This window comes from Cellulomonas sp., assembly GCF_017744555.1.
Classification (GTDB): domain Bacteria; phylum Actinomycetota; class Actinomycetes; order Actinomycetales; family Cellulomonadaceae; genus Cellulomonas.
Genome location: NZ_JAGIBD010000004.1, coordinates 104,882 through 118,738, shown reverse-complemented (window position 1 = coordinate 118,738; position 13,857 = coordinate 104,882). Strand labels below are relative to the sequence as shown.

13 protein-coding genes are annotated in these 13,857 nt (G+C 75.0%); 8 read left to right on the top strand and 5 right to left on the bottom strand.

What is annotated here, in order from left to right; all coding sequences use genetic code 11:
* Positions 1-79 precede the first annotated feature (79 nt).
* Positions 80-337 carry a hypothetical protein gene (locus J7523_RS04770; protein ID WP_291882904.1) on the top strand — a complete coding sequence of 86 codons (258 nt, stop codon included), beginning with the start codon at positions 80-82 and terminating at the stop codon, positions 335-337.
* A 13-nt stretch (positions 338-350) separates the two neighbouring features.
* On the opposite strand, the gene J7523_RS04765 is transcribed toward J7523_RS04770, so the two are convergent.
* Positions 351-1,340 (bottom strand): phosphotransferase, encoded by a 990-nt coding sequence (locus J7523_RS04765; RefSeq protein ID WP_291882901.1) that lies wholly within the window; start codon positions 1,338-1,340, stop codon positions 351-353.
* A gap of 91 nt (positions 1,341-1,431) precedes the next feature.
* Between J7523_RS04765 and J7523_RS04760 the strand changes: the two genes are divergently transcribed.
* Genes J7523_RS04760 through J7523_RS04745 form a run of 4 tightly spaced genes read left to right on the top strand, consistent with a single transcriptional unit; the run spans position 1,432 to position 5,165 of the window.
* The gene (locus J7523_RS04760; protein ID WP_291882898.1) at positions 1,432-2,628 is read left to right on the top strand and encodes a cysteine desulfurase family protein; all 1,197 of its coding nucleotides are present in this window, start codon (positions 1,432-1,434) and stop codon (positions 2,626-2,628) included.
* Positions 2,628-3,743 (top strand): tRNA 2-thiouridine(34) synthase MnmA, encoded by a 1,116-nt coding sequence (gene mnmA, locus J7523_RS04755; RefSeq protein WP_291882896.1) that lies wholly within the window; start codon positions 2,628-2,630, stop codon positions 3,741-3,743. The genes J7523_RS04760 and mnmA overlap by 1 nt, the downstream gene beginning before the upstream one ends.
* Positions 3,740-4,753: a hypothetical protein gene (locus J7523_RS04750; protein WP_291882893.1), complete on the top strand. Its 1,014-nt coding sequence runs from the start codon at positions 3,740-3,742 to the stop codon at positions 4,751-4,753. Before mnmA ends, J7523_RS04750 begins: the two co-directional genes overlap by 4 nt.
* A gap of 1 nt (position 4,754) precedes the next feature.
* Positions 4,755-5,165, top strand: a complete 411-nt coding sequence (locus J7523_RS04745) for a hypothetical protein (protein WP_291882890.1) — start codon at positions 4,755-4,757, stop codon at positions 5,163-5,165.
* 3 nt (positions 5,166-5,168) lie between these two features.
* Here the strand turns inward: J7523_RS04745 and J7523_RS04740 are convergent, their stop codons facing one another.
* Positions 5,169-6,113, bottom strand: a complete 945-nt coding sequence (locus tag J7523_RS04740) for a DMT family transporter (RefSeq protein ID WP_291882887.1) — start codon at positions 6,111-6,113, stop codon at positions 5,169-5,171.
* A gap of 16 nt (positions 6,114-6,129) precedes the next feature.
* Positions 6,130-6,708, bottom strand: coding sequence for a GNAT family N-acetyltransferase (locus tag J7523_RS04735; RefSeq protein ID WP_291882884.1), 579 nt, complete (start codon positions 6,706-6,708; stop codon positions 6,130-6,132).
* 66 nt (positions 6,709-6,774) lie between these two features.
* On the opposite strand from J7523_RS04735, the gene ligA reads away from it, so the two are divergent.
* Together ligA and J7523_RS04725 are read left to right on the top strand one after the other, a co-directional pair.
* The gene (gene ligA / locus J7523_RS04730) at positions 6,775-9,006 is read left to right on the top strand and encodes an NAD-dependent DNA ligase LigA (protein WP_291882881.1); all 2,232 of its coding nucleotides are present in this window, start codon (positions 6,775-6,777) and stop codon (positions 9,004-9,006) included.
* Between the two features lies 1 nt (position 9,007).
* Entirely contained in the window at positions 9,008-10,300 is a 1,293-nt protein-coding gene (locus J7523_RS04725; protein ID WP_291882879.1) for a GNAT family N-acetyltransferase, read from the top strand.
* Positions 10,301-10,390: 90 nt separating this feature from the next.
* On the opposite strand, the gene J7523_RS04720 is transcribed toward J7523_RS04725, so the two are convergent.
* Together J7523_RS04720 and J7523_RS04715 are read right to left on the bottom strand one after the other, a co-directional pair.
* Positions 10,391-11,044 (bottom strand): ThuA domain-containing protein, encoded by a 654-nt coding sequence (locus tag J7523_RS04720; protein WP_291882876.1) that lies wholly within the window; start codon positions 11,042-11,044, stop codon positions 10,391-10,393.
* A 17-nt stretch (positions 11,045-11,061) separates the two neighbouring features.
* A complete protein-coding gene (locus tag J7523_RS04715; protein WP_291882873.1) occupies positions 11,062-12,231 on the bottom strand; it encodes an ROK family protein in 1,170 nt (389 codons plus the stop codon).
* A gap of 109 nt (positions 12,232-12,340) precedes the next feature.
* On the opposite strand from J7523_RS04715, the gene J7523_RS04710 reads away from it, so the two are divergent.
* A complete protein-coding gene (locus J7523_RS04710; RefSeq protein ID WP_291882870.1) occupies positions 12,341-13,855 on the top strand; it encodes a sugar ABC transporter ATP-binding protein in 1,515 nt (504 codons plus the stop codon).
* Positions 13,856-13,857 lie beyond the last annotated feature (2 nt).

Genomic DNA, 13,857 nt, shown 5'->3' with positions numbered 1-13,857 from the left:
TGGTCCGGGCTGGGCCATGATGGTCAGCACCTCACCGCGGGGCGGGACCGCGGCCCACGATCCGGCGGGACGGACGACAGTGACTGACAGGGCCAGCAGATTCTGGGGCGTACGCGACGGCAAGGTCGGACTGCTCTCGGGCCGGGCGGCTCTGATCGCCGGCCTCGTGCTCGGAGCAGGGTCGGCCTGGGCGCACAACTGGTGGGCGTGCGCTGCCATGGCGATCCTGGTGCTGCGTGCGTCGATCGCGCTCTGGTGGGCGCGAGAGGCGGAGCGACACCCGGCACGCACGGCCGTCGGCCGTCCGGACGACACCCCCGCCCACGCCGAGAGCTGACCGGTCGGCCGCGTCAGGACAGGTCGCGCAGCCAGCGCAGCGCCGCGACGCCCTGGGCCGCCTGGAAGCGGCGCAGGTTCGGGATGCCCGGCGGCGGTGGCTGTAAGGAGCTCGCGACGAAGTAGCCGGACAGGCCCGCGAGCCCCGCGCGCAGGTCGTCGTCCGAGACCCCCTCGGACACGGCGTGCGACCGGAACACGGTCGCGGGGTCGCCGCCGCCCTGGAGGGCGACGCTCGGCAGCATGAACGCGAGGTCCAGCCACGGTGCACCGACGCTCGCGTGCGGCCAGTCGATGAGCCAGACGCGGCGGTGGTCCTCGTCGATCATCACGTTGTCGGCGCGCAGGTCGCCGTGCACGAGCGAGTCGCCCGCGCACACGCGGAGCGCCTCCTGCTCCCAGCGGACGAGCTGCTCGTGGTGCTCGTCGGCCCAGCGGCCCACGTCGCCGGCGCGGGCGACGACCGTCTCGCGCGTCGCGTCGTCGACGTCGAGCAGGCGTCGCCACCCGGTGAAGTCCTCGGCGAGCTGGTCGTCGGTGCGGGGCAGCCCGTGCCCGGGCAGCGGCTCGACGTCCGCAAGCGCTCCCACGGCGTCGGCGACGAGCGTGAGGTCGTCAGGCCGCCACGGCAGCTCGGGCGAGCGGCCGTGCACGACCTCGAAGCCGAGCAGCACCCAGTCGCCGTCGTCGCTCGACCAGAGCAGCCGCGGCGCGGGGACCTCGGGCGGGAGCGCGGCGGCGACGCGGATCTCGTTGCGGGCCAGGTGGGGCGAGACGGGGTTCTGCTCGGCCGACACGGCCTTGACGAAGACCCCCCGGCCGTCGTGCAGCTCGAGCACCGCGGCGAAGCCCGGGCTGAACCCGCTCGTCGCGCTGATCTCGGCCGTGACCTGCGCACCTGCCAGCTCGGCGATGCGGGTGCGGACGTGCCGGGGGAGGTCGCGCCAGTCGAGCCGCTGGCCGCTGAAGGCGGGCGGCAGGGCGATGACGTCGTCGGCAGTCACGCGCACATCCTGCCAGGTGCGGCCCGGACCCCGGGTGGGTGATTCCAGGTCGTGGCCAGTCGAGGGCCCCGGCCTTCGTAGACTGCTGCGGGTGAGCGTCTACCTGGATCATGCGGCGACCACGCCGATGGTCCCCGAGGCGGCGCGCGTGCTGGCCGAGCAGCTGTTCCGGACCGGCAACCCGTCGTCGCTGCACGCGTCCGGCCGTGCGGCCCGGCGCGTCGTCGAGGAGGCGCGCGAGCGCACCGCGGCGGCGCTCGGCGCCCGACCCAGCGAGGTCGTCTGGACGGCGGGCGGCACCGAGGCGGACAACCTCGCGGTCAAGGGCCTGTTCTGGTCGCGACGCGCGCAGGACCCGTCGCGGCGCCGCATCCTCGTGTCCGCCGCCGAGCATCACGCGGTGCTGGACCCGGCGTTCTGGATGGCGGAGCACGCGGGCGCCGAGCTCGTGCTGCTCCCGGTCGACGCCGAGGGTGTGCTCGTGGTCGACGCGTTGCGCCGCGAGCTCGAGGAGCACGGCGACCAAGCCGCGCTGATCTCGGTCATGTGGGCGAACAACGAGGTCGGTGCGCTGCAGCCGCTCGACGAGGTGGTCGCCCTGGCCCGGCGGTACGGCGTGCCGGTCCACGCGGACGCGGTGCAGGCCGTCGGGCAGGTGCCGGTCGACTTCGCGGCGTCCGGGCTCGACGCGCTCACGGTGAGCGCGCACAAGCTCGGCGGGCCCGGTGGCGTCGGCGCGCTGCTGGCTCGCCGGGGTCTCGAGCTCACGCCCGTGCTGCACGGCGGCGGGCAGGAGCGCGGCGTGCGGTCGGGCACGCTCGACGCGCCGCTCATCGCCTCGTTCGGTGTCGCGACCGACCTCGCGGTCGCGGGACGGGCCGACCACGCCGCCCACGTCGGCGCCCTGCGCGACGAGCTCGTCGCGGGCGTCCTGTCGTCCGTGCCGGGGGCCGTGCTGCGCGGACCCGCGGACCCCGCCCGCCGGCTGCCCGCGAACGCGCACTTCACGTTCACGGGCTGCGAGGGCGACTCGCTGCTGTACCTGCTCGACTCCGCGGGCGTCGAGGCCTCCACCGGGTCGGCCTGCCAGGCCGGGGTGCCGCGACCGAGCCACGTGCTGCTCGCGATGGGGATCGACGAGGACGACGCGCGCGGCGCGCTCCGGTTCAGCCTGGGGCCCACGAGCACCGCGGACGACGTCGCGACGCTCCTGTCCGTGCTGCCCGGAGTCGTCGAGCGGGCCCGCGCGGCCGGGCTCGCGGGCCGAAGCACGGCGGTGCCGGTCTGATGCGCGTGCTCGCGGCACTCTCCGGAGGCGTGGACTCCGCCGTCGCGGCGGCCCGTGCGGTCGACGCCGGGCACGACGTCGTCGGCGTGCACATGGCGCTGTCCCGCACGCGCGACCAGTTCCGCACGGGCTCGCGCGGGTGCTGCTCGATCGAGGACGCCGGGGACGCACGGCGGGCCGCCGACGTGCTGGGCATCCCGTACTACGTGTGGGACCTGTCCGAGCGCTTCGAGGAGACGGTCGTCGCCGACTTCCTCGCCGAGTACGAGGCCGGCAGGACGCCGAATCCGTGCGTGCGGTGCAACGAGCACATCAAGTTCAGCGCGCTGCTCGACAAGGCCGTCGCGCTCGGGTTCGACGCGGTGTGCACCGGCCACTACGCGCGCATCGAGGTCGCTGCCGACGGGTGGCGGGCGCTGCACCGGTCGGCCGACCCGGCGAAGGACCAGTCGTACGTGCTCGCCGTGATGGGTCCCGAGCGGCTGGCCCGCTCGATGTTCCCGCTCGGCGACGTGCCGTCGAAGGAGCAGACGCGCGCCGAGGCTGCTGCCCGCGGGCTGTCGGTCTCCGCGAAGCCCGACTCGTACGACATCTGCTTCGTCGCCGACGGCGACACCCAGGGGTTCCTGCGCTCGCGGCTCGGCGAGCGGCCCGGCGAGATCGTCGACACGTCGGGCGAGGTCGTCGGGACGCACGACGGCGCCTACGCGTACACCGTCGGGCAGCGGCGCGGGCTCTCGCTCGGACGTCCGGCGCCCGACGGGAAGCCGCGGTACGTGCTCGCGGTCGAGCCGGTGCGCAACCGGGTCGTGGTCGGGCCGGCCGACGAGCTCGCGGTGGCCGTCGTCGAGGCGGACCGGGCCGTGTGGTTCGCGCCCGCCGCCGCGGACCCGTTCGCGTGCGAGGTGCAGGTGCGCGCGCACGGTGCGCCCGTCGCCGGCGCCGCCACCGTGCTCGACGACGGCACGCTGTCGGTCGCCGTCGAGCCCGGGCTGCGCGGCGTCGCCCCTGGGCAGTCGCTCGTGCTGTACGCGGGTACCCGGGTGCTCGGCCAGGCGACGGTCACCGGGACGCGTCGGGCAGTGCCGGCCGTCGCCGCCGGACAGACGTCGTGACGGGGGTCAGCGGCACCGGAGGCTGGCCCGGCACCGACGCGCTCGACGCCGCGTCCGTGGTGGTCGGCGACCTGGTCGACGCCCCGACCGGCGTCGATGGCCTGCCGTTCACGGTGCTGCTGCCCGACCGCGGCCCGTGGGGCGAGCGCACCGGGCACGCGGCCGCCGTGCTCACCGGGCTGCCGACCGAGCTCGGGCCGCACGGCTGGAAGCTCGCCGACCGGCCGGGCGGCGACCTCGCCCGCGCGCGGGCGTTCGTGCGGGAGGACCTCGACGCGGTCGCGGTCGGCGCGCACGGGTACACCGGGCCGCTCGTCGTCCCCGTGCTCGGGCCCCTCTCGCTGGCGGCGTCCGTGTACCTGGCCCGCGGCGACCGCGTGCTCGCCGACGCCGGCGCGGTGCGGGACGTCACCGAGTCGCTCGCCGCCGGGCTCGCCGAGCACCTCGCGGCGCTGCGTGTCGCCGTCCCCGGTGCGGAGCCCACCGTGCTGCTGCACGAGCCGCTGCTCGCGCCCGTCGTGGCGGGCGTGCTGCCCACGTTCTCCGGGTACGCCGCGCTGCGCGCCGTGCCCGGACCGGTCGCCGCCGAACGGATCGGCACGGTCGCCGCGGGCGCCCGGCAGGGCGGAGCCTCGGCCGTCGTCGTGCACGGCGGCGCGTCCTGGGCGTCGCTGCCCGCGATCCGGCACGCCGGCGTCGACGGCCTCGCGCTCGCGGTCGCCGGGTTCGACGAGCGCGCGTGGGAGCGCGTCGCGGAGGCCGTCGAGGACGGGTTCGCGCTGTGGGCCCAGCTGCCGCCGCAGGCGTCGTCCCAGTGCGCGGGCCCCGACGTCGTCGGGCAGGCGGACGTCCTGCTGCGACCGTGGCGCTCCGTCGGGCTGCCGGCGGCCGGGCTGCGCGACGTCGTCCTGCTCGCCGGAGACCAGGGCGGCACACCCGACGACGCACGCGCCGGGCTCGCCGGCGTGGCCAAGGCGGCGACGATCGTCGCCGAACGAGCGGAGGAGTGACGTGACCGACGACCCCGTGGCAGGGCTGTCGAAGCCCGCGGCGCAGCGCTACCGGCGGAGCACGGGCGGTGCGGTCGCCCTGCTCGTCGCGTCGGCGGCCGCGATCGTCGGCATCGTCGCGCTGGTCATCGCGTTCGTCTCGATCGGCGTGACGACGCTCAACGCGTCGCGCACCGGTGGCGAGCCCTGCCTCGAGGCGTACGCGGCCCAGACCGACGACGCGTACGTGCGGTACCAGGCCTTCCCGCCGAGGTCGGTGTGCGAGTGGGACGTCGACGGGACGCGCGAGGAGGTCGTGGTCGCGAGCGTGTCCGGGCCGCTGGTGACCGTGGGCGGGGCGCTCGCGGTCGCGGGGGTCGTCACCTCGCTCGCACTCGTGGTCGTGCCGCGCGTGCGTCGCCGGGAGTCCTGACGCTCACGCCGGTGCGGGGTGCTCCTCGTCCGGGCGGAGCGCGACGACGGCGGCGAGGATCAGGACTCCGCCGAGCATGGTCGGCCAGGTGAGCCGCTCCCCGAGGACCAGGGCGGCGAGCAGCGCCGCCGACAGCGGCTCCATCAGCGTGGCGATCGTCGCTGCCGCGCCCGACGTCGTCCGCAGCCCGGCGTAGAGCAGGCCGTAGGACAGCGCCATCGTCCCGACGCCCAGGTAGACGAGCAGCACCAGCGACCACGCGTCGCCCGGGACGAGAGGTTGTCCCGTCGCGGCCGCCACGACGGCGAACGGCGCGAGCACGACCGCCCCGACCGTGGTGGTGCAGGTCGTGAGCGCGATCGGGTCGGCACGCTGCGCGAGGGTGTGGCCCAGCACGGTCGTCGCCGCGTACGTCGCTCCCGCGGCGACGGCCAGCGCGAGCCCGACCGTCGGGTTGCCGCCGGGGGTCGGCGACCCGTGTCCCGCCGTCGCGCTGATGAGCAGCAGACCGGCGAGCGCGGCGCCCAGGATGGCGGCCTCGGTCCACGACGGCCGGGTGCGCCGGGCGACGTGCTCCCAGGTCGCGGCCAGGATCGGCGCGAGCCCCAGCGAGACGACGGTCGCGACGCCGACTCCGACCAGGAGCACCGAGACGAAGTAGAGGCCCTGGTAGGCGGCCGTGCCCGTGCCGATCACGATCGTGAGGAGCGGGTGGGTCCGCATCAGGGCGACGGCCGGTCGCAGCCGTCCGGTGACCGCGGCGAAGGCGACCAGCGCCACCGCGGCGACCGCCATGCGCCACGCGCTCACGGTCATCGCGCCGAGCGCAGCCCGGTCGTGCAGCAGGGTCACGACGACGCCGCCGGTGCCCCACAGGACGCCGGCGGCGCAGACCTGGTACAGACCGGTCCGGGACGCTCGCGGGGGTGCGGCGGGACGGTCGATCACCGGACGGACTCTACGGTCACCTCGGGGTCGTCAACGCGAGCCGCATGACCGGCCGTTCGGGGGAGCGGCGGGCGACCTCGACGAAGCCGGCCGCCGCGAACGTCGCCGCGTAGCCGGTGCTCGTCGCGCTGGGGGACCGCGTGGCGTCGAGCGGGTACGCCTCGACAGCCGGGGCGCCGGCTCGCCGCGCGAGGTCGACGGCCGCGTCGACGAGCGCCCCCATGACGCCCGCGCGGCGGCGGCCCTTGCGGACGTAGAAGCACGTGATCGCCCAGACCGGCATGTCGTCGACCGGGCGCAGCCGCCACTGGCGGCCGATCGCGGGCACGTCGGCGCGCGGCGTGACCTGGCACCAGCCGACGGCGACGCCCTCCGCGTCGAACGCGAGCAGCCCCGGTGGCGGGCCGCGCCGGACGACGCCGTGCATGTCCTCGCGGTTCTGGTCGGCCGGGCGGCGGCGGTACCCCGGGCCGACGCGGTACGCCATGCACCAGCAGCGACCGGCCGGGCCACCCGCGTCCATGAGCTCCTCGAACGCGGGCCAGCGGTCGGGCGTGAGCGGCTCGACGACCAGGTCGGTCCGGCGTGCGGGCATGTCCCAGCGAACCGCGTGCCGGGCCGCCGTGCCACGGGTGTGGGTGGTCCGCGCGATGATGTGCGGGTGAGCGACGACGTCCCCGCGCCGGTGAGCGCCTCCGCCGACCAGGAGATCCCCGCCGACGCGCGGCACCGCTGGACCGAGCTGGCGGACCTCATCCAGGCCGACCAGTTCGCCTACTACATCCGCGACGCCCCGACGTCGTCGGACGCGGAGTACGACGCGCGGCTGCGCGAGCTGCAGGCGCTCGAGGACGCGCACCCCGGCCTGCGGACGCCCGACTCGCCGACGCAGCGGGTGGGCGGCACGTTCTCCACGGAGTTCGCGTCGGTCGAGCACGTCGAGCGGATGCTGTCGCTCGACAACGCGTTCTCCGACGAGGACGTCGCGACGTGGGCGGCCCGCGCGCACCGTGACCTCGAGACGGACGCCGTGCTGCACTATCTGTGCGAGCTGAAGATCGACGGGCTCGCGATCGCGCTGCTGTACGAGAAGGGCCGCCTGGTGCGGGCCGCGACGCGCGGCGACGGGCGGACGGGCGAGGACGTCACGCTCAACGTCCGCACGATCTCGACGATCCCCGACGTGCTGGCCGGTGACCCGGCCACGCACCCCGAACGGATCGAGATCCGGGGCGAGGTGTTCCTGCCCGTCGCGGCGTTCGCGGAGCTCAACGCCTCGCAGGTCGAGGCGGGCAAGAGCCCGTTCGCGAACCCCCGGAACGCGGCTGCCGGGTCGCTGCGGCAGAAGGACCCCCGTGTGACGGCGTCGCGCGACCTGCGGATGTACGCGCACGGCATCGGCGCGCTGGTGTGGGGTGCCGGGCGCGGGACCGGGATCGAGCGGCAGTCCCAGGTGTACGACCTGCTCGCGTCGTGGGGCGTGCCGGTCTCGGGGCACACGCGCATCGTGGAAGGGCTCGACGGCGTGCGCGAGATGATCGCGTACTACGGCGAGCACCGGCACGACGTCGAGCACGAGATCGACGGCATCGTCGTCAAGGTCGACGAGATCGCGCTGCAGCGCCGGCTCGGGGCGACCAGCCGCGCTCCGCGGTGGGCGATCGCGTACAAGTACCCACCCGAGGAGGTCAACACCACGCTCCTCGACATCCGCGTCAACGTCGGCCGCACGGGTCGCGTGACGCCGTACGGCGTCATGGAGCCCGTGTTCGTGTCGGGGTCGACGGTCGAGATGGCGACGCTGCACAACGCGAGCGAGGTGGCCCGCAAGGGTGTGCTCATCGGCGACACCGTGGTGCTGCGCAAGGCCGGCGACGTGATCCCGGAGATCGTCGGACCGGTCGTCGACCTGCGCGACGGCACCGAGCGGGCGTTCGTCATGCCGACGGAGTGCCCGTCGTGCGGCACGCCGCTCGCCCCCGCGAAGGAGGGCGACGTCGACATCCGTTGCCCCAACCAGCGGTCGTGCCCGTCGCAGCTGCGCGAGCGGCTGTTCCACGTCGCGTCGCGCGGGGCGTTCGACATCGAGGCGCTCGGCTGGGAGGCGGCTTCGGCGCTGCTTGCGGCCGGCGTCGTGGCCGACGAGGGCGACCTGTTCGCGCTCGACGCCGACGCGCTGCGCAAGGTCCCGCTGTTCACGCTCTCGACGAGCTCGAAGGTCGGCGGCGTGGTGCGCGAGGCCGGCGACCTCAACGCGACGGGCACCGCGCTGCTCAGCAACCTCGAGAAGGTCAAGCAGGTCGCGCTGTGGCGTGTGGTCGTGGCGCTGTCGATCCGGCACGTCGGGCCGACCGCGGCGCGGGCGCTCGCCCAGCACTTCGGGTCCGTGCCCGCGATCGCGGCCGCCACGGAGGAGGAGATCGCCGCCGCCGAGGGCGTCGGGCCGACCATCGCGGGGGCGGTGCGTGCGTGGTTCGACCAGCCGGGCGAGGACGACAAGTGGCACGCGCGGATCGTCGAGAAGTGGGCTGCCGCAGGAGTGCGCATGCAGGAGGAGCGCGACGAGTCGGTGCCGCGCACGCTCGAAGGTCTGACCGTCGTGGTGACCGGCGGGCTCGAGCGGTTCAGCCGGGACGGCGCCAAGGAGGCCATCCTCGCGCGCGGCGGGAAGTCGGCGGGCAGCGTGTCGAAGAAGACGGACTACGTGGTCGTCGGCGAGAACGCCGGCTCCAAGGAGACCAAGGCTCGCGAGCTCGGGCTGCGCATCCTGGACGAGGCGGGCTTCGAGCTGTTGCTCGCGCACGGGCCCGCCGGGGTGGGAGACAGCTCGCCCGGGGACGGTGCCGGAGCGGCGAGCGCCGACGGTGGCGCCGTCACCGTCGAGGACGCCTGAGGTGCCGGCTGCGGTCGTCCGCGTCGCCCGCGGTCGCGAGGTCGCCGACGCCGGTGCGTTGACGGCGGAGGCGTACCTGGCGGACCGGCTGGTCGACGCGACGGACGCGTACGCCGACGAGCTGCGGGACGCCGAGCAGCGGTCACGCGAGGCGACGGTGCTGGTCGCGCTGCTCCCGGGCGGTGAGCCGGAGGACGACCTCGTCGTGGTCGGCACCGTGACCCTCGCGCCTTACGGCACGTCGTACGCGGAGGTCGCCGAACCGGGCGAGCTCGAGATCCGCATGCTCGCGGTCGCGCCCGAGGCCAGGCGGCAGGGGATCGCCGAGCTCCTGGTGGGTGCGGCGCTGCGCGAGGCCGTCGCGGGCGGCGCCCGGCGCGTGGTCCTCTCGACGCTCGACTCCATGGAGTCGGCTCGGCGCCTGTACGCGCGGCTCGGGTTCGTCGCGGTGCCGGAGCGCGACTGGGACCACACCGTCGTGCACCTGCGGGTGCACACGTGGACACCTCCCGACGCGCCGGGTGCGCTCGTCGAGCAGGCGACCTGGCCACCGGCGCGCATCGTCGACGTGGACGGGTGGCGGGTCGGCCTGTCGGGCGGGCTCACCCGCCGGGCCAACAGCCTGCTGCCGCTCGGCGTGCCGGCGGATCTCGACGCGGCTCTCGACCGGGTCGAGGCGCTGTATGCCGAGGTCAGCCAGCCGACCGTCGTCCGCATGTGCCGCGCGGCCACACCGGGGCTCACCGAGCTCCTCGACCGTCGGGGGTACGCGGTGGTCGCCCGCACGGACGTGCTGGTCCGCCCGGTCGACGACGGCGGGCGAGCCGGGCACCGGGCGGCTGCGACGCACACCGACGCGGGCCCGGTGCGGGTGTCGCTGGCGGACCGGCCCGGCGACGCCTGGCTCGCGCTGTGGTCGGGAGCGAAGTCCCGCCTGCACGCCAGCGGGAGCGCGGCGCAGGACGACGGCACGAGCCTGGCGCTCGCGCGCACGGTGCTCGGTGGTGCACCCGCGGTCTACCTGCTCGCGACGGATGCCGACGGGCCGGTCGGCGTGATCCGTGCGGCGTTCGCCGAGGACTGGGTCGCCCTGTCCTGCCTCGTGGTCGCGCCGCACGCCCGGCGGCGCGGGCTGGGTCGTGCGCTCACGCTGCGTGCGCTGGACGAGGCCGCCCGGCGTGGGGCGCGTCGAGCGTTCCTGCAGGTCGAGGCGGACAACACCGGGGCCGCGGCGCTGTACGCCGGACTGGGGTTCCAGCCCGCGGAGCGGTACCTGTACCGCGAGCGCCGCTAGGCGGCGCGGCGCCCTGCGCGCCGGGTCGCCAGCAAGGGGGATGAGCGACGAGCAACGGCGACGAGCGAGGGCGATCGCGACGAGCAGCGGTCAGCGGGTCGCCCAGAGCAGTCCGCGCTCGATGATGGTCCGCACGGCGGGCACCTCGAGGTCGGCGAGCTGGTGCCCGGGTGCGCAGACGAAGATGCGCCCTCGGCCCCACCGGCGGGTCCAGACGGCCGGGGACGTCACCGGGGCGTGCCACGGGTCGTCGGGGCCCGGCGTGATCGTCGTCGTCGCGTGGACGTCGTTGAGCGGGTCGGTGAGCAGCCAGTACTGCTCGGAGCGCAGCGTGAAGTCAGGCACGCCGGCCACGATCGGGTGGTCGCCGGTCACGGTGACGGTGTGCTCGACGATCCCGCCGGGGTGGGCGGCGAACTGGGCGCCGACCATCTGGAGGTAGTCGGTCGCGATCCGGAACGAGTCGACGACCCCACCGTGCCAGCCGGCGAACCCCGTCCCGGCGGCGACCGCCGTCCGCAGGCCGCGCAGCTCGTCGGCGAGGATGTCGCCCATCGTCCAGCACTGCACCACGAGGTCGGTCGCGGCCATGAGGTCGGGGTCGGCGTAGGCCTCGAGGGAGCCTTCGACGACGACGTCGAAGTCGTGCTCGCGCAGGAACGGCACGAACAGGTCGGCGGCCTCCTCGGGGGCGTGGCCGTCCCATCCGCCCCGGACCACGAGCGCTCGGCGTTGCTGGGTCACGCGTTCCTCCACTCGGGTCAGCTGATCAGGGCGTCGATGGCGGCGGCGGACAGCACGTGGTCGGACGCCATGGCGGACGCGCCGAGCACGCCGGCGCGGCCCTTGGTGCGGGAGGCGACGATGCGCAGGTGCTGCGTCGCGAGCGGCAGCGAACGGCGGTAGACGACCTCGCGGATGCCTGCGAGCAGGTGCTCGCCGGCCTCGGCGACGACGCCGCCGATGACGATGACGGACGGGTTGAGCATGCTCACGCAGGCGGCGAGCACCTCCCCGATGTGGCGGCCGGCCTCGCGGACCTCACGGCTCGCGGCCAGGTCGCCGGCGCGGACGAGCGCGACGACGTCCGCGCTGGTGGTCGCGTCCGGCAGTGCGCTCGCGATGGCGGGGCCGCTCGCGACGGCTTCGAGGCAGCCGGTGTTGCCGCACCGGCACGGCAGGTCGAGCCCACCCGGCACGGCGATGTGGCCGAGGTCGCCCGCCGCCCCCTGCGCGCCGCGGCGGATCTGGCCGTCGGAGATGATGCCCGCGCCGATGCCGGTCGCCACCTTGACGAACAGGAGGTGGTCGACCTGGGGCCACTGCGACGTGTGCTCGCCGAGGGCCATGATGTTGACGTCGTTGTCGACGAGCACGGGGACCCGCAGCTTGCGCGCCAGGAGGCCGGGCACGTCGGCGTCGTCCCAGCCCGGCATGATCGGCGGGTTGATGGGCCGCCCGGTCGAGTGCTCGACGGGCCCCGGCAGGCCGACGCCCACGCTGACGAGGTCGCTCAGGGGCCGCTCGGCCGTCGCGAGCAGCTCGAGGCCGAGGTCGACGACGCGGTCGAGGACCGGCACGGGCCCCTCGGCGATGGCGATCGGCTCGTGGTGCTCGGCGAGCACGGTGCCTGCGAGGTCGGTGAGCGCGAGCCGCGAGTGGGTCGCGCCCAGGTCGACGGCGAGGACGACGCGCGCCGACGGGTTGAACGCGAACGTCGCCGGGGGCCGGCCCCCGGTCGAGCTGGCCTCCCCGGCCGGTGAGACGAAGCCCGACGACAGCAGGAGGTCGACGCGCGCGGCGATCGTCGACCGGGCCTGGCCGGTGAGAGTGGCGAGGTCGGAGCGGGTGCGGGGCTGGCCGTCCCGGAGGAGCTGGAACATCTCCCCGGCGCCCGTCGGCTTGGGGGCGAACTTGAGGAGCTCGTCCATGCGCACAGTGAATCATTCCGCCTTGTGTCGGTCACGTTCGCGTAACTCTGACACATCGAAGACGACTTTTGCTTGACCGGCGGCAGAAGTGGGTTCTACGGTCTGGCACATGGTCAACGTGGACCCACCGCTGCTCCAGATGAGCGGGATCGTCAAGCAGTTCCCGGGCGCGAGAGCGCTCGACGGCGTCGACCTGGAGATCCGGGCCGGCGAGGTGCACTGCCTGCTGGGCCAGAACGGCGCCGGGAAGTCGACGCTCATCAAGGTGCTCGCGGGCGCCCACCAGCCCGACGAGGGACAGATCCTCCTCGACGGCCGGCCGGTCACGATCCCGCACCCCGTCGCGGGTCTGCGGCTCGGCATCGCGACGATGTACCAGGAGCTCGACGTCGTCGACGGCCTGTCGGTCGCGGAGAACATCTACCTGGGCCACGAGCTCGCCACGGCGGGCTTCTCGCAGCGTCGGGCGGCCACCGCGAACACCCGTGCCCTGCTGCGCCGGCTCGGCCACGGCGACATCGCCCCGCACCGCGAGGTCGGCCGGCTCTCGGCCGCGGGCAAGCAGATCGTCAGCATGGCCCGCGCCCTCTCGCACGACGCGCGCGTGATCGTCATGGACGAGCCGTCGGCCGTGCTCGACGCCGAGGAGGTCGACAACCTCTTCCGCGTCGTGCGGGAGCTCACCGCGTCGGGCGTCGCGGTCGTCTACATCTCGCACCGCCTGGACGAGATCCGCCAGATCGGCGACCGCATCACCGTCCTCAAGGACGGCCGCACGGTCGCGACCGGTCTGCCGGCCGCCCAGACGCCGACGGCGGAGCTGATCCGCCTCATGACCGGGCGGACGGTCGAGTACGCGATCCCGCCCCGGCCTCCGGTGCGCGAGGACGCCGCGACGGTCCTGCAGGTGGACGGGCTCACGCTGCGAGGGTCGTTCCATGACGTCTCGTTCGACGTCCGCGCCGGGGAGGTCGTCGGGCTGGCTGGGCTCGTCGGCTCCGGGCGGACGGAGATCCTCGAGACCGTGTTCGGCGCCCGCCACGCGACGGCGGGCACCGTCCGCGTCGGCGGGCGCCGACTGCGACCCGGCTCGGTGAGCGACGCGGTCCGCTCCGGCATCGGCCTGTGCCCCGAGGAGCGCAAGAGCCAGGGCCTGCTGCTCGACGAGCCCGTGTACCGCAACATCACGCTCTCCACGTTCGGACGCAACGCGAGGGCCTCGTTCCTCGACGAGGGCGCCGAGCGCACGGTCGCCCGCGAGCAGATCGACGCCCTCGACGTCCGGCCGGCCGACCCCGAGCGGCGCGCCCGCACCCTGTCCGGCGGCAACCAGCAGAAGGTCCTGCTCGCGCGCTGGCTCGTGCACGGCTGCCGCGTCCTGCTGCTCGACGAGCCCACGCGCGGTGTCGACGTCGGCGCGCGTGCCGAGATCTACGCGCTCGTCGCGGACCTCGCGGCACAGGGCGCCGCCGTGGTCGTCGTCTCGAGCGAGATCCCGGAGGTGCTCGGCCTGGCCGACCGGGTGCTGGTCGTCTCCGAGGGGCGCGTGGTCCACGAGGGTCCGGCGTCCGGCATCGACGAGCACCGCGTGCTCGACCTCGTCATGGAAGGAAGTGCCGCGTGACT